Consider the following 14697-nt stretch of genomic DNA (forward strand, 5'->3'; position numbering starts at 1 on the left):
GCCAGGAGCATCGCCATGAACACTAGTGCCAACAGCCGCCGCCGTTTCCTGCGCAACCTGTTGTCCGGCGCCACCGCGCTGGCGATCGCCCCTTCGCTGCTACACAGCGAGACAGCGCTGGCCGGCGATCCGGCCGAATTCGCGCGCGGACTCCAGGAACGTCCATGGCTCGCGGGTTGGCGCAGCGTCGGCGCCGAATCCCTGGGGCCCACCGCGATCGAATTGGAAGGCCGCCTGCCGGAGGGCTTCGCCGGTACTTTGTACCGCAATGGTCCGGCCTGGACCGAACGCGCTGGCTTCCGCTACGAGCATTGGTTCGACGGCGACGGCATGGTGCACGGATGGCGTTTCGACGAAGGCCGCGTCATCCATCGCGGGCGCATGGTGGCAACGCCCAAGTTCACCCGCGAGCGGAGAGCCGGTCGCTTCCTGTATCCGACCGCCGGCACCACGGTTCCGGACACGCAAGCGGTACGCAACAACGACGATGCCAATACCGCCAACACTTCGGCGATGACGATCGATGGTCGTCTGTTCGCCCTGTGCGAGGCCGGCTCCGCTTTCGAACTGGATCCCGATCAGTTGGACACCTTGGGTCCGGTGACTTGGCGTCAGGATCTGGCTTCACTGCCGTTTTCGGCGCATCCGCTGGTCGACCGCGACGGTTCGGTGTGGAATTTCGGTTCCGTCGCGCTGATGGGCGGCGCCGGGCTGTTGGTCTGGCACATCGGTGCGGACGGCAAATTGATCTCGGCCGATATCATCGAGACGCCGGTACGCGGCTACCTGCACAGCTTCGCCATGACCGACCAACATCTGGTCTTCACTTTGATTCCCTTCGCTTTCGCGGAGGGGCAGGGCGCGTTTTTCCGCCGCCTGCGCTTCCAGGATCAGCAGGCGCTGCGCGTGGGTGTGATCGCCAAACACACGCCCACCGTCGCACGCTGGTTCGAAGCCGAATTCGCGGCGATCTACCACTTCGGCGACGCTTACGAGCGCAACGGGGAGATCGTGATGCGCGCCGTGCAGCACCCGGATATCGAAGAAGCGCGTTCCCCCATGCGCGACGCGATGAACGGACATGCGGGAGCACACGGCGGGCAGGGACGCTTGCGCGAGCTGCGCGTGGATCTGCGCAGCGGCACCGCTCGCTGGGAAGAAACCGGGTTCGACGGCATCGAGTTCCCGTTGTTCGATCCGCGCACGCGAGGGGACAGAGCGGCGGTGCTTTACGCACCCACTAACGAAGGGGAAGCTAGCGCGCCTTACTTCAACGCGGTCGCATCCCTGGAGGTACGTCGCGGCAAACGCCAGGTGCATCGTTATGGCCGCGACATATTGGCCGAAGAACATGTGTTCGTGCCCCGGTCCGGCAGCTCGCGGGCCGGCGATGGCTGGTTGGTCGGCACCCTGCTGGACAGCGCGCGCGGACGCAGCGGCATCGCGGTGCTGGATGCCGAACGCGTCAGCGAAGGTCCGCTGGCGCAGGCGTGGTTGCCGTACTCGTTCCCGCTGGGTTTCCACGGGCACTTCGCAGCCGGCTGAGGGCAGGGCAAACCCTTCGCTGTGGCAAGCAAATCCTGTGCAAGGCACGAAATAGATCGAGACTGCTGACAACAGGCTGTCAGCAGCGGACGCGCAAGCTAGCGGCGTGCGATCGGCACGCGGCGCGGACAGATCATGCAACAGCACGCAATTCGATCCGATGGCCTGGTTCCCCGGTTGTGGCACGCCTGGCTGGATCGGGTGAACCGCAGCGTCGTTTGTGGTGATCAGCTCATCTACGGCAACGGTATCGCCCGGCCGCAAACCGCAGCTGACATGATTGCCGACGACGGCCGGCACGATTTCGATTTCTATCATGGCCGCTGGCAGGTGCGGAACGAACGCTTGCGCGAACGACTGCGCGGCCGCGACGAATGGGAAACCTTCGAAGCCATACAGGAATGCCGCCCGATCTTGGGTGGCCTCGGCAATCTCGATGACTTCGTGACCAACTGGGGCGATGGTTTCCGCGGCATGACTTTGCGCCTGTTCGATCCGCAAACACGGCAATGGAGCATCTACTGGGCGGGCAACCGCAGCGGTGTGCTGGAACCGCCGGTGGTGGGCCGCTTCGACGACGGCGTAGGCGTCTTCTTCGGCGACGGCCGGCATCAGGGCCAGCCGGTGCGGGTGCGCTTCCTGTGGTCGGACATCACCGCGTACGGCGCGCACTGGCAACAGGCATTCTCGACCGACGACGGGCGCAGCTGGGAAACCAACTGGCATATGTACATGACCCGTTGCGACGATTGATCCACTTCGGCAAACCGGAAGGAACCAGCATGAAACAAACGGTGGAAATCCGCAGCTACAACCTCAAACCGGGATCGCGCGAGCGCTTCGGCCGGACCGCTACCGAGACGGTGATGCCGATGCTGGCGCGCTGGGGCACCGAGGTGGTTCGCCATGGGCCTTCCGAGCACGACCAGGATAGTTACTTCCTGATCCGTGCCTACGCCAGCCTCGAAGACAGGCAACAACGCCAAGACGCGTTCTATGGGAGCGATGAATGGAAATTGGGACCACGCAATTCCGTGCTCGAACTGATCGAGAACTTCACCTCGGTGGTGCTGGAACTGGACCCGGCCACCATCGCGGGGCTGCGTGGCGAAATGAAACAAGGAGAAGAGGAACAAGCATGAATACAAATACAGCGAACGCCATCAGCGAAGACGTCATCGAACTGCGCCAGTACACCCTGAAACCCGGTCGCCGCGACGAGCTGGTCGAATTGTTCGAAAGCGAACTGCTCGCAGGCCAGCAAGCCGCCGGCATGCGCATCATCGGCCAGTTCCACGACCTGGACGATCCGGACCGTTTCGTGTGGCTGCGCGGCTTCGCCGACATGGCCGCGCGAAAACGCGCGCTGGCCGATTTCTACGGTGGGCCGGTATGGCAGGCGCATCGTGCCGCCGCCAACGACACCATGATCGATTCGGACAACGTGCTGCTGCTGCGGCCGGCGTATCCGGGCTCCAACTTCGACTTGTCGTCGTCGGTGAACGCACAGGGCGAGGGACGCATTTTCGCCACCGTGCAGTATTTCGATGCGCCGATCAGCGACGAGGCGCTGTCCTTCTTCGCGCTGGTGATGGTGGCGGTCTGGTCGCGCATGGGCGCACCGGTGCTGGCGAGCTTCGTCACCGAATACGCCGACAACACTTATCCGGCCTTGCCGGTACGTGCCGATGAGCATGTGCTGTTGTGGTTCTCGCGCCACGCCGACGAGGCCGCGCACCGACGGCACGTGGAACAGCTCGCGCAGTGGCCGCAGGTCTCGGCCGCGTGGGCGCGTCTGGCGCCGCGCCCTCCGGAAGTGCTGAAGCTGCAGCCGACAACGCGTTCGTGGCTGCGTAGCTGAAACCATGACCACCGACCTTTGCACGGCATGGCGCGCACGCGCGATGATGCGCGGATGCGCCGCGCCGACCGCCTGTTCTTGATCGTCCACGCCCTACGCGGCCGCCGTTCGGCGATGACCGCGCAGGCCCTGGCGGAGACTCTGCATGTTTCCCTGCGCACCATCTACCGCGACGTCGCCGACCTGCAACAGTCCGGAGTGCCGATCGAAGGCGAGGCCGGAGTCGGTTACGTGCTGCGCAAGGGTTCGGATATCCCGCCGCTGATGTTCAACGCCGAGGAACTGGAAGCATTGGTGGTGGGCACGCGCTTCGTCCGCGCATTCGGCGGCAAGCGCCTGGGTCTGGGCGCCAGTGCCGCCTTACTGAAGATCGAAGCGGTGTTGCCGCCGGATTTGCGCGAACGGTCGCACCGCACCCGTATCTTCGCGCCGGAGCTGGACAACCGCGTCGAGGCCAACGGCATGATCGACCGCTTGCACGAGGCGATCGGAACCTGCCGGGTGCTGCATTTGCGGTACTGCGATCCGTCGGGCAGCGAAACCCTGCGCGAAGTGGAACCTCTGTGCCTGACGTTCTGGGGCGGAAGCTGGACCTTGGGCGCCTGGTGCCGGTTACGCGCGGACTTCCGTAATTTCCGCCCGGACAGGATCGTCGGCGTCGAGGCGACGGGAGAACTATTCGTCGAGATCACCGGCCGCGATCTGGATGCGTATCTGCAAGCCGTCGGTAATCCGATGCGGAACGGGGCGTGATTGTCGGGATACCTCGGCAGCTATAGCAGTGCTGGCGCAGAGCGTTCTTTGCCTCCCCTTTTGCAGCGCTTTTCAACAGCCGAATGGCTGGTCAAAAGGGGGATTGAGGGGGAATTGCTTTGCTCTTGTCTTGTTTCTTCACTTTCACAAAGCAAGATCAAGATCAAGGGCAAATCCCCCGTAGCCCCCTTTGACAAAGGGGGTAAAGCAATCTCAATGCGACCACGTCCACTGCGCGCCGACCAGGAACGTGCGGCCGGGTCCGGGCTCGTAGAAGCGTCCATTGCCTTCGTTGACGATCACCGAACCGATGTAGTTCCGATCCAGCGCATTGTCGATGCGGGCGAAGGCCCGCAACCCGCCCGCGCTGAAACTCCATTCGCGCGCCGCCTCCAGATGCAGCAGGAAATAGCCCGGTGCCGACTCGCTGGCCACGTCGTTGACCACCACTTCGCTCACCCCTTCGGCTTCCGCCGCCGCGCTCCACGCGCTCCAGCGCCACTGCAGGCGACCGAAGAACTGCTGGCGCGCGACGCCGGGAATGCGCGAACCGGCCGCCACTGGCGTCGCCGGCACGGTGCAGCCGGCGCCAGTGCAGACCAGGTAGGCGCTGCGGAAAGTCGCGTCCAGCCAGGTATAGGCCAGCTGCAGGCGCCATCGATCGGATAACGCGGTCTCGAACGACGTCTCGAATCCCTGCCGCCGCGCCCGACCCACATTGCGAAAACTGCTGCGTCCGCCGACGTTGCGCACCACCGCCAGCTCGTCGTCGGTGTCGGCGCGGAACAGCGCGGCTTCCAGGCGCGCGTCGCCCTCGCCACGCCATTTCATTCCCAGCTCGAGGTTGCGGCTGATCGCCGGTTGCAGATCGAAGGCCAAGCCCGCGCCGCCGTCGGCGCGGTATCCCAGTTCGTTGAAGGTCGGCGTCTCGAAACCGCGGCCCGCCGACACATAGACGCGCAGAGCTTCGCCCGGCGCGAACATCAACCCGGCCACCGGCGTGGTGTCGCGATAGCGGACGCTGCCGCTGTCGTCGGGATTGTTCGCGGTGACGTAATGATCGTGGGCGTCGAATTCCACCTCGCTATGGCGCACCCCGGCCAGCAGCGACCAGCGCGGCGCGAACCGCCACCATGCCTGCGCGAACTGGTCCACGTTGCGCACGCGATTGCTCTCATCGCGCCGCAGCGCACCCTTGACGCCCAGCGTGCCGCCGATGAAATTCTCGTAGCCGCGGCGCGCCTGGTCCTGCCGGTCGACATTGGCACCAGCGGTGAACTCGAATGGCTTCGACGCCAATTCGCCACGCCAGCTCCAGCGTAGATCGGCGCCGCCGTAATCGCTGTCCAGGTCGATCACGCCGCCAGCGTTGAGCGGATTGGCTTGCGCGGCGACCGGTAAAGCCAGGAATTGCTCCACCGCGCGTCGTCCCGCATAGACCATCGCGCGCCAGCTCTGCGCGTCGCCCACTTGCTGTTCGTAGGTCAGGCCGCCCTGGCTCTGGCGCACCGATTTGCGCGTATCGAACTGGGTGGCGACCGAGGTGGCCTGGCGCGGATCGGCCCGGTACTGCGCACGCGTCAGTCCCAGCGGATCGTCGGCATCGGGCAGGTCGATATGGTTCAACACCAGGGTCAATTTGCGCGAAGGATCCAGGCGGAAATCGAAGCGCGCGTTGAGCGAATCGCGCTGCGCCGCGCTGTGGTCGCGATAACCCTGAGTATCGAAATGCGAGGCGGCAATGTTGTAGCCCAGATCGCCGTTGGCCCCTCGCAACTGCGCGCCAAGCGTGTAGGCGTCATCGTTGCCGGCGGTGGCGCGGATCCGCCAAGGGTTGCCTTGCTTACCTTCGGCGCTCCACAACTGCACCACGCCGCCCGATGAATTTCCGTATAGCGCCGAAAACGGGCCGCGCATGATTTCGATGCGTTCGCCACCCAGCACGTTGAAATGCGAAAGCTGGCCTTGTCCGTCCGGCATGGAGGCGGGAATGCCATCGGAGAACAGGCGCACGCCGCGTACGCCAAAGGTCGAGCGCGCGCCGAAGCCGCGGATCGAGAGCTGCGTGTCCTGGGCGTAATTCTGGCGGTCGCGAGCCAGCAGTCCGGGAACGCCGCCCAATGCATCGGAAACGTTGACGGCGTTGCCGTTGTCGTCGTCGCGCAGCTCCACGGTATTCACCGACGCCGGCGTGTCGAAATCGTCGACGCCGATCAGGCGTGTGGCCTGCACGCGGATGCGGTCGAGGGTGACCGGGTCGCTGTCGGGCGATTGCGCGTAGGCGCTCGCACTGCAGGCGAGCAAGGCGAGCAGGGTCAGGGGGGCGGATTGTTTCGGAGTCATGCGCCAATGATCGCGCATCTCTTAACAAAGGGTCGTCATCCCGGCATTCGCCGGAGTGACGACCTATTTTTCATGGCGACCGGTTTGGCCGGACGCAGCAAGCCTCTACAAGGACTTAAACGTCGGCGTCCATGGCCCAACCCTCGCCCGTGCCGCGAGTGAATACCTGATCGGTTTCCAGCACTTTGCCTGCCGGGTACGCTTCGCCCTTCGCCAATCGCGCATAGATCGGCGTGAAGTCCGGCTCAGTCGCAGCGATCAGCTGCTCGAAGCTGTCGATGACGAAGTAGGTCTTCTGAAACGTATCGATGCGGTAGCGCGTGCGCATCACCCGCTCCAGGTCGAAGCCGATGCGGTTGGGCGCGTCCGATTCCAGCGAGTAAAGCGATTCGCCCTTCGACGAGACGATGCCGCTCCCATAGATGCGCAGACCCCGCGGCGTGTTGATCAGGCCGAACTCCACCGTATACCAGTACAGACGGGTGAGATTGACCAACGCCTCGGCGCCGATACCGTGCGCCTTCACCCCACCGCGGCCGTAGGCCTGCATGTAGTCGGCGAACAGCGGGTTCATCAGTAGCGGCACGTGGCCGAACAGATCGTGGAAGAGATCGGGTTCGGCGATGTAATCGATCTGCTCCGGGCGGCGTATCCACCAGGTCACCGGGAAGCGGCGGTTAGCCAGATGGTCGAAGAAATCCAACTCCGGCAGCAGGCCTTCTACCCCGATCAGGGTCCAGCCGGTGGCCGCGCCCAGCACTTCATTCAACTGGTCGAAGCGCGGGATCGCATGCGGAGTCATGCCCATCTCGTCCTGGGCCTGCAGGAATTCATCGCTGGCCCGGCCCACCAGCAGTTCGCGCTGGCGCTGGTACAGCGCACCCCAGGTGGCATGGTCCTCGGCCTTGTAGTCCTCCCACGGCTGTTCCACCACGGCGGTGGTGTAGACCGGCACATAGCCCTTGTCGGTCTGGCGGCCCTCGACAGGCTTGGACTCGACGCGGCGTGGCTCGTTCATGGGTTCTCCGAGGAGGTTGAAGCGGCGTTCGATGTTAGCGCCGCAACCGCGCAACAGGGTTGCGAAGTTGCAAAGATCCACTGGAACAGCGCAATATTCTTGCTTGAAACCAAGAAATTGAGCATGAAATGGCCGAATCCGTCTCTCTGGACCGCATCGACCTGCGCCTGCTCGCGCTCCTGCAGCAGGACGGGCGCGCCACCAATGCCGATATCGCCGCGCAGGTGAACCTGTCTCCCTCGGCCTGCCTGCGCAGGATCCAGCGGCTGGAATCCTCGGGTGTGATCCGCGGTTACGCGGCCATGGTCGATCCCAAGCGGGTCGGCCTGGGTCTGCAGGCCTTCGTGCGGGTGCAGCTGGAGAAGCATGGCCAGCTGGGACTGGATCGGTTTATCGAGGGCGTAAACGATTGGGATGAAGTGGTCGCCTGCCATGCACTCACCGGCGACATGGATTACCTGTTGCAGGTGGTCGTGCAGGACCTGGAGCATTTCTCCCGCTTCCTGCTGGACAAACTGATCAACGCCACCGGTGTGGCCGATGTGAATTCCAGTTTCGTCCTGCGCACGGTGAAGCAGACGCGCGCGTTGCCGCTTGGGCATTTGGGGTAGCGAACCGAAGGAGCGCCCTTGTCTGCGCTCCGTTTTTGCTCTTGCTATTGCTTGCCCCCTTTAACAAAGGGGGCTACGGGGGATTTGCTCTTGATCTTGCTGTTTTGCTTTTTTGAAGATGAAGAAACCAAGATCAAAATCAAAAGCAAATCCCCCTCGATCCCCCTTTTGACCAGCCATTCGGCTGTTGAAAAGCGCTGCAAAGGGGGAGGCCCGTGCGCCAAAAAAACGGCCATCCGAAGATGGCCGTTTGGTATCGCGGGAACTGCGAAGATCAGAAGCGGTACTCGAAGCCGAGCGTCGCGGTCTTGAGCTTGGCGTCGACATCGAAGATGTCCGCCTGTGCGTAGTCGTAGTTCAGGCTCAGGCCGAAATTGTTGGTGAAGTCGTAACCCGCGCCCACGCCGACGTAGCCTTCGGTGGAGGTGTCCTTGGCGTTGCCCACGCCATCGACGCCCAGCTTGGTTTCGATATGCACCGCGCCGACGCGGCCACTGATGAAGAAACCGGTGTGCGCATCGGGACCGAAATTCTTCTTGCCGACCAGGCCCACGCCGTAGCCGGAAGCCTTAATCGAAACGCCGTCGCCGGAGTCGTCGCCGTAGTTGGTGTAGAAACCTTCCACCGCCACGTTCGGGGTGAAGAAGTAGCCGCCGCGTGCGCTGAAGGTGTCGTCGTCGCCTTCAGAACCGTCGATTTCGAGGGTGGTGGTGCCGGCTTCGCCGCGCACGTACCAGCCTTCGGCGGCCGCGGCGGAAGAAGACAGACCGGCCAGGACCATAGCGGAGGCTAGCAATACAGACTTGTTCATCAAGATATTCCCTATTTTGAAGTTCCACCCGTCATTGGGCGGCCGGCAGGATTATCCGCACGCCCCTTTTTGTCAAATATTCGTTAAAGAGTTAGGCTAAATGGGGCCTGAGTCCATTGCCTCGTCTGTTGCTGTCCTGCAACATGCAGGTGCTAAACGCCCGCCTCCTTCCACCACCCTCCGGAAGCCAACATGCCCTCTAGCCGCTCCTCGTCCGTGCGTCCGCATCGACTCGCCCTCGCCATTGCCGCCCTGTTGCCGTTCGGCACCGTTTACGCCCAGGACACCGCCACGCCGGCAGTCCCGGCCAGCAGCGAAGCCACCACGCTGGACGCGGTCGAAGTCACCGCACAGCGTCGCGTCGAGAACATCCAGGATGTGCCCGTGTCCATCAGCACCGTCAGCGGCGAACAGCTGAACGTGCTGGCCTCGGGCGGCACCGACATCCGCTTCCTGTCCGGACGTGTGCCCAGCCTCAATATCGAATCCTCCTTCGGTCGCGCCTTCCCGCGTTTCTATATCCGCGGTTATGGCAACACCGACTTCCGCCTCAACACCTCGCAACCGGTGTCGCTGGTGTACGACGACGTGGTTCAGGAAAACCCGATTTTGAAGGGCTTCCCGTTGTTCGATCTGGAACAAGTCGAAGTGCTGCGCGGACCGCAGGGTTCGCTGTTCGGCCGCAACACACCGGCGGGCGTGGTCAAGTTCGAGTCCGCCAAGCCGTCGCAGGAAACCACGGGTTACGCCAAGGTCGGCTACGGCAGCGACAACATGTGGAATGTGGAAGGCGCCATGGGCGGGGCATTGAGCGAACGCTGGTCGGCGCGCGCCGCACTGCTGTACCAGCGCCGCGACGATTGGGTGGAAAACACTTATCCGGGTCCGAACGATGGCTACGAAGGCTATGACGAGTCCGCAGGCCGCGTACAGTTCCTCTACGAAGGCGACACCTTCGAAGCGCTGTTCAACGCGCATGCCCGAAAATTGAACGGCACCGCGCGCCTGTTCCGCGCCAACATCATCGAACCGGGCACCAACAACCTGGTCGATGGCTTCGATGTGGACAAGGTGTCGCAGGACGGCCTGAACTACTCCGAGCTCGAATCGCAAGGCGCCAGCGCGCGACTGCGCTGGGACCTGGGCGACTACAACCTGTACTCGATCACCGGCTACGAAAGCGTCGAGACGATCAATCGTGGCGACATCGATGGCGGTTCCGGACCTTACTTCACCCCGGAACTTCCGTTCGCGTCCGAAACGGCCGACGGCATCCCCGACCATTCGCAGTGGACGCAGGAATTCCGCATCGAGTCCGATTACGCCGGCAAGGTGAACTGGCAGGCCGGCTTGTTCTACTTCAAGGAAGACTACAAGGTCGAAAGCTTCAGCTACGACACGCTGGCCGGCAGCGCGCAGGACGGTTACGAACGCATCCGCCAGACCAACGATGCCTGGGCGGTGTTCGGCGCGGTGACCTGGCAGGCGACCGACAAGCTCGAACTGCGCGGCGGCCTGCGCTACACCGTGGATGAGAAGGATCTGACCGTCGAGGATTACTGGAACACCGGTTTCGTGCCGTGCGTACTGCAGGGCAAATGCACGCTGACCCAACTGGCGGCATTGGAACCGGACGGCGATCTGTCGGCTTCGCCCGAGGACAAGAAGGTCAGCTGGGACCTGTCGGCCACCTATGCGGTCAACGAAGACGTGAACGTCTATGCGCGCGCGGCCACTGGTTTTCGCGGCAGCAGCATCCAGGCCGCAGGCGCCTTCAACGCCAAGTCGGTGGCCGACCCGGAGACGGTGACGTCGTTCGAAACCGGAGTGAAGGCCGACCTGTTCGACAAGCGCGCGCGCCTCAGTGCCGGTGTCTTCTTCTACAAGATCAAGGACCAGCAGCTCACCGCCGTGGGCGGCGCTGCCAACGCCAACATCCTGCTGAACGCGGAAGAGTCGGTAGGCAAGGGTTTCGAGCTGGACCTGCAGGCCTACGTCACCGACAACCTGCTGGTCACGTTGGGCAGCAGCTACAACGACACGGAGATCAAGGATGCCGATCTGGCGGTCGCCGTCTGTGCGGCCTGCACCGTAACCGATCCGTTGAATGGCGGCGGTCTTGCGCTGATCGACGGCAACTCGCTGCCGCAGGCGCCCAAGTGGGTGCACAACGTGACCGCGCGCTGGGCCATGCCGGTGGGCGAGGGCGGCGAGTTCTACGTGTTTACCGATTGGGCCTACCGTAGTGAGGTGAACTTCTTCCTCTACGATTCTATCGAGTTCACCGGCAAGTCCTCGCTCGAAGGCGGCCTGCGCGTCGGCTACAACTGGAACCAGGGCGATTACGGCGTGGCGTTGTTCGGCCGCAACATCACCGACCAGACCCGCATCGTCGGCGGTATCGACTTCAACAACCTCACCGGCTTCATCAACGAGCCGCGCACGGTGGGCGTGGAGTTCAACGCCAAGTTCTGATGCGGCAAAACCGCGGCCTGTCCCGCCAGGGGCAGGCCGCTCATTCCACCGGGTAGGGCCCGTCCTCGAAGCTCCGCTCGTGGTAGCCCTTCGTGCCGACTTCGATGGCGAGCGGGCTGCGCGGATCTTCGCCGGTGCGCAAGCATTCCAAGATGCGGGCGAAATCGTAATTAGGTTTCCATCCCAGCGCCTGCCGAGCGGCCGCGTTGACGTACACGCGCTCGATACCCGCGAACATGCGCCATCCGCGGCGCGCGTATTCGGTTTCGTAACCGGGAAAATGCCGCGCTACCACGGACGGCGCATCGTCGTGCAGCGGTTGCTGGTCCTCGGGACCGAAAGGCGTTGTCGCGCTGACGATGAAACGCCCGAAGCCTATTTCGGCCGCGCGCTCCATCGCGCAGAGGTGCGCGTCGACCACGTCTTGCAGATCCGCGCGCCGGTACAGGAACTCGTTGGCCTTGATGTTGGCGTCGGCGAAACTCTCGCGCACCTGCCTGCGGTCGTCGGTCTCCGGAAAGAAGCGCGCAGCGCGCAGCACCACGCAGGGCAGCCGTTCGTTGCGGTGGAACAGCTGGCACAGATTCTCGGCTGCGATCTTGGTCGCCCCGTAAATGTTCTTCGGCACCGGCACCACGTCCTCGGTGATCCATGCCGAAGGCGCGCCCGGCGGTGGCACCAGCGCGTCGCCATAGAGGCTGGTGGTGCTGGTGAACACGAAAGCGCGCACGCCATTGCGCTTCGCCGCTTCCAGCAAATTGAGCGTCCCGGTGATGTTGGTGTCCACGAAGTCCTGGCGCGTGTGCGTGGCCACGTGCGGTTTGTGCAGCGTGGCCGAATGCAAAACCGCGCCGATGCCGCGCATGCAACGGTCGACGAAATCGCGGTCGGCGATGGAGCCGACGAAATCGGTATGCGAAGAGGGCGAGATATCGATGCCGACGGCGTCGCGGCCTTGCGCGCGCAACGTGCGCATCAGCCCTTCGCCCAGGTGTCCCGCGCTGCCGGTGACCAGTATCCGCATGCCGTATGCCTGCAATCAGGAAACGGCGATTATATTCACTCGCGCTGCGGTGGATCCCTGGGCGGAAACTTCAGTACGACACCCTGCGGATCTTCCACGCGACGCCACAACACCGGCACCTCGCGCGGCGCCGGCGGTTCCAGTTCGTCGTCCAGCGGCGCGAGATTTTCTTCCTCGTCTTCCCAGCTGTAGCGCTTGCGCGGCAAAGCCGGATCCAGTCTGCGGAACAGTAACGCGGCGAGAATGCCGCCCACTGCGCCGCCCAGGTGCGATTGCCAGGACACGCCGGGTTCGTGCGGCAACACCGTCAGCAACATGCCGCCGTAGAACAGGAACGCGATCATGCCGGTGGCGATGGCGGGCCGGTCGCGGCGCAGCACGCCCAGCATGAAGATGAGGAACATCAATCCGTGGGTCACGCCGCTGGCGCCGAGATGGCGCGATCCCTCATCGCCCAGCCACCATGCGCCCAGCCCCGAGCCGAGCCACAGCAGCGGCAGCGACCACAAGGTGGCGCGCGGATACACGCTGCCGGCCAGTGTGCCCAGCATCAGCAGGGCCACGCTGTTGGCGGCGATATGTTCCACCGAGCCGTGCAGCAGCGGCGCGGTGAGAATACCGAGCAGGCCTTGCACGCTATGCGGGGCGACGGCGAACGGCGCCCAGTCGAAACTGCCCTGCGCCGAATACATCATGACCAACCCCAGCACGAAGGCCAGACTGACGTTCAACGCGCGGATCAGGCGGCGGCGGTCGACCTTGGCCTGTGTTTCGGCGTCGTAGCGCGGATCGTCGGGATGATGTGGGTCCATGCGAAAGGGATGGCGACGGGTCGCGGGAATGCAAGGGTGGGGCGGGCCGGGATAATGAATCCCGCAGGTACGGGGGAATGCCATGGTGTTTCCTTCTCCCACCGGGAGAAGGTGCCCGAAGGGCGGATGAGGGAATGGACTTTCCCCGTGCAGCGAGCTTTCCCAGTGAGTAGTTCTCCTTCCCTCATCCGTCGCTGCGCGCCACCTTCTCCCGGAGGGAGAAGGGAACAGCAAGTAGAATATCCACATGAATACGCCTCTCCCCACCGTCCATCTCAAGAACGCCTGGCGTTCCAGCCATCCCTGGATCTTCCAGAAACTGGTGGCCAAACCCGAACAGAAGCCCAAGCCCGGCACGATCGTCGACGTGATCGGCGTGGAAGGCGAATGGATCGGCCGCGGTTTCTACAACGGCCATTCGCGCATCGCCGTGCGCATCCTGGAAACCGACCCCGACGTTCCCGTCGACGCCGGCTGGTTCTCGCGCAAGATCGCCGCAGCGGTTTCCCTGCGCCGCGACGTGCTCAAACTCGACCAAGTGTCCAATGCCTGGCGCGTGGTGCATGCCGAAGGCGACGGCCTGTCCGGTCTGGTCGTGGACCGCTACGACGATCTGCTGGTGGTCGAGTTCTTCAGCGCGGGCATGTTCCGTCACCGCGAGTGGATCTACGAAGCGCTAACCGAACAGTTCCCCGGAGCGCGCTTCTACAGCTTCGCCGAAGAGCATGTGCAGAAGCAGGAATCGTTCGATTTTCGTGGCACCGAACCACCAGCCCCGGCGATCATCACCGAATACGGCGTGCGTTTCCGCGCCGATCCGGCTGGCGCGCACAAGACCGGCTTCTTCGCCGACCAGCGCGAGAACCGCGAGTGGCTTTCGCACCAGGTCGCCGGCAAGCGGGTATTGGATCTTTGCTGCAACACCGGCGGCTTCGGCGTGTACGCGAAGGTGCGCGGCGCCGAGGAAGTCGTCGGCGTGGATATCGACGAGGACGTGATCTCGATTGCCAAAGGCAACGCCAAGCTCAACGACGTGCGCCTGAAATTCGTGCAGGCCGATATCTTTCCGTGGCTGCGCGATGCCGGCAATGCCAAGGATCTGTACGACGTGGTGATCCTGGATCCGGCCAAGATGACCCGCGACCGCGAGCAGGTGATCGCCGCGCTGAAGAAATACCTGGATATGAACAAGCTGGCGCTGGGCGTGGTGAAGCCGGGCGGATTGTTCGCCACGTTCTCCTGCACCGGCTTGGTCGGCGAACAGGAATTCCTGGACATGCTGCGCCGCGCGGCTTATTTCTCCGGCCGCACCATCCAGATCCTGAAAGTCTCAGGCGCGGGCGCCGATCACCCGTTCATGGCGCATGTGCAGGAATCGCGATATCTGAAAGCGGTGTTCTGCCGGGTGTTTTGACTGTAACCAGGGCCGCGACCCTGGTTTGGA

Annotated in this window: 13 protein-coding genes; 8 read left to right on the top strand and 5 right to left on the bottom strand. The window is 63.6% G+C overall.

Annotated features, from left to right (window positions below; genetic code table 11):
• Positions 1–15 precede the first annotated feature (15 nt).
• The 5 genes from AC1DTQ_RS06590 to AC1DTQ_RS06610 all read left to right on the top strand — a co-directional run bounded on the left by AC1DTQ_RS06590 (position 16) and on the right by AC1DTQ_RS06610 (position 4159).
• The gene (locus AC1DTQ_RS06590) at positions 16–1545 is read left to right on the top strand and encodes a carotenoid oxygenase family protein (protein ID WP_477848719.1); all 1530 of its coding nucleotides are present in this window, start codon (positions 16–18) and stop codon (positions 1543–1545) included.
• A gap of 135 nt (positions 1546–1680) precedes the next feature.
• Positions 1681–2298, top strand: a complete 618-nt coding sequence (locus AC1DTQ_RS06595) for a hypothetical protein (RefSeq protein ID WP_477848720.1) — start codon at positions 1681–1683, stop codon at positions 2296–2298.
• A gap of 29 nt (positions 2299–2327) precedes the next feature.
• Complete coding sequence (locus AC1DTQ_RS06600) at positions 2328–2687, top strand: NIPSNAP family protein (protein ID WP_477848721.1); 360 nt, start codon at positions 2328–2330, stop codon at positions 2685–2687.
• Positions 2684–3406, top strand: a complete 723-nt coding sequence (locus tag AC1DTQ_RS06605) for an NIPSNAP family protein (RefSeq protein ID WP_477848722.1) — start codon at positions 2684–2686, stop codon at positions 3404–3406. Before AC1DTQ_RS06600 ends, AC1DTQ_RS06605 begins: the two co-directional genes overlap by 4 nt.
• Before the next feature lie 54 nt (positions 3407–3460).
• Positions 3461–4159, top strand: coding sequence for a helix-turn-helix transcriptional regulator (locus tag AC1DTQ_RS06610; RefSeq protein WP_477849149.1), 699 nt, complete (start codon positions 3461–3463; stop codon positions 4157–4159).
• Between the two features lie 213 nt (positions 4160–4372).
• Here AC1DTQ_RS06610 and AC1DTQ_RS06615 read toward each other — a convergent pair whose 3' ends face one another.
• Both AC1DTQ_RS06615 and phhA read right to left on the bottom strand, forming a co-directional pair.
• The gene (locus AC1DTQ_RS06615; RefSeq protein ID WP_477848723.1) at positions 4373–6502 is read right to left on the bottom strand and encodes a TonB-dependent receptor family protein; all 2130 of its coding nucleotides are present in this window, start codon (positions 6500–6502) and stop codon (positions 4373–4375) included.
• Positions 6503–6617: 115 nt separating this feature from the next.
• Complete coding sequence (gene phhA / locus AC1DTQ_RS06620; protein WP_477848724.1) at positions 6618–7520, bottom strand: phenylalanine 4-monooxygenase; 903 nt, start codon at positions 7518–7520, stop codon at positions 6618–6620.
• A 128-nt stretch (positions 7521–7648) separates the two neighbouring features.
• On the opposite strand from phhA, the gene AC1DTQ_RS06625 reads away from it, so the two are divergent.
• A complete protein-coding gene (locus AC1DTQ_RS06625) occupies positions 7649–8131 on the top strand; it encodes an Lrp/AsnC family transcriptional regulator (RefSeq protein WP_310092862.1) in 483 nt (160 codons plus the stop codon).
• 274 nt (positions 8132–8405) lie between these two features.
• Here the strand turns inward: AC1DTQ_RS06625 and AC1DTQ_RS06630 are convergent, their stop codons facing one another.
• On the bottom strand, positions 8406–8942 hold the full coding sequence (locus AC1DTQ_RS06630) for a porin family protein (protein WP_477848725.1): 537 nt from the start codon (positions 8940–8942) through the stop codon (positions 8406–8408).
• A gap of 192 nt (positions 8943–9134) precedes the next feature.
• Between AC1DTQ_RS06630 and AC1DTQ_RS06635 the strand changes: the two genes are divergently transcribed.
• Positions 9135–11417: a TonB-dependent receptor gene (locus AC1DTQ_RS06635; protein ID WP_477848726.1), complete on the top strand. Its 2283-nt coding sequence runs from the start codon at positions 9135–9137 to the stop codon at positions 11415–11417.
• Between the two features lie 40 nt (positions 11418–11457).
• On the opposite strand, the gene AC1DTQ_RS06640 is transcribed toward AC1DTQ_RS06635, so the two are convergent.
• Together AC1DTQ_RS06640 and AC1DTQ_RS06645 are read right to left on the bottom strand one after the other, a co-directional pair.
• A complete protein-coding gene (locus AC1DTQ_RS06640) occupies positions 11458–12441 on the bottom strand; it encodes an NAD-dependent epimerase/dehydratase family protein (protein ID WP_477848727.1) in 984 nt (327 codons plus the stop codon).
• A 35-nt stretch (positions 12442–12476) separates the two neighbouring features.
• Positions 12477–13253 (bottom strand): rhomboid family intramembrane serine protease, encoded by a 777-nt coding sequence (locus AC1DTQ_RS06645; RefSeq protein WP_477848728.1) that lies wholly within the window; start codon positions 13251–13253, stop codon positions 12477–12479.
• Between the two features lie 247 nt (positions 13254–13500).
• On the opposite strand from AC1DTQ_RS06645, the gene AC1DTQ_RS06650 reads away from it, so the two are divergent.
• Positions 13501–14667 (top strand): class I SAM-dependent rRNA methyltransferase, encoded by a 1167-nt coding sequence (locus tag AC1DTQ_RS06650; protein WP_477848729.1) that lies wholly within the window; start codon positions 13501–13503, stop codon positions 14665–14667.
• Positions 14668–14697 lie beyond the last annotated feature (30 nt).

It is taken from the genome of Pseudoxanthomonas sp. P4_B2 (assembly GCF_056402315.1).

Excerpts from the sequence above, each read along its gene's own strand:
- AC1DTQ_RS06590 (WP_477848719.1), top strand. The coding sequence starts at position 16 with ATGAACACTAGTGCCAACAGCCGCCGCCGTTTCCTGCGCAACCTGTTG.
- AC1DTQ_RS06595 (WP_477848720.1), top strand. The coding sequence starts at position 1,681 with ATGCAACAGCACGCAATTCGATCCGATGGCCTGGTTCCCCGGTTGTGG.
- AC1DTQ_RS06600 (WP_477848721.1), top strand. The coding sequence starts at position 2,328 with ATGAAACAAACGGTGGAAATCCGCAGCTACAACCTCAAACCGGGATCG.
- AC1DTQ_RS06605 (WP_477848722.1), top strand. The coding sequence starts at position 2,684 with ATGAATACAAATACAGCGAACGCCATCAGCGAAGACGTCATCGAACTG.
- AC1DTQ_RS06610 (WP_477849149.1), top strand. The coding sequence starts at position 3,461 with ATGCGCCGCGCCGACCGCCTGTTCTTGATCGTCCACGCCCTACGCGGC.
- AC1DTQ_RS06615 (WP_477848723.1), bottom strand. The coding sequence starts at position 6,502 with ATGACTCCGAAACAATCCGCCCCCCTGACCCTGCTCGCCTTGCTCGCC.
- phhA (WP_477848724.1), bottom strand. The coding sequence starts at position 7,520 with ATGAACGAGCCACGCCGCGTCGAGTCCAAGCCTGTCGAGGGCCGCCAG.
- AC1DTQ_RS06625 (WP_310092862.1), top strand. The coding sequence starts at position 7,649 with ATGGCCGAATCCGTCTCTCTGGACCGCATCGACCTGCGCCTGCTCGCG.
- AC1DTQ_RS06630 (WP_477848725.1), bottom strand. The coding sequence starts at position 8,942 with ATGAACAAGTCTGTATTGCTAGCCTCCGCTATGGTCCTGGCCGGTCTG.
- AC1DTQ_RS06635 (WP_477848726.1), top strand. The coding sequence starts at position 9,135 with ATGCCCTCTAGCCGCTCCTCGTCCGTGCGTCCGCATCGACTCGCCCTC.
- AC1DTQ_RS06640 (WP_477848727.1), bottom strand. The coding sequence starts at position 12,441 with ATGCGGATACTGGTCACCGGCAGCGCGGGACACCTGGGCGAAGGGCTG.
- AC1DTQ_RS06645 (WP_477848728.1), bottom strand. The coding sequence starts at position 13,253 with ATGGACCCACATCATCCCGACGATCCGCGCTACGACGCCGAAACACAG.
- AC1DTQ_RS06650 (WP_477848729.1), top strand. The coding sequence starts at position 13,501 with ATGAATACGCCTCTCCCCACCGTCCATCTCAAGAACGCCTGGCGTTCC.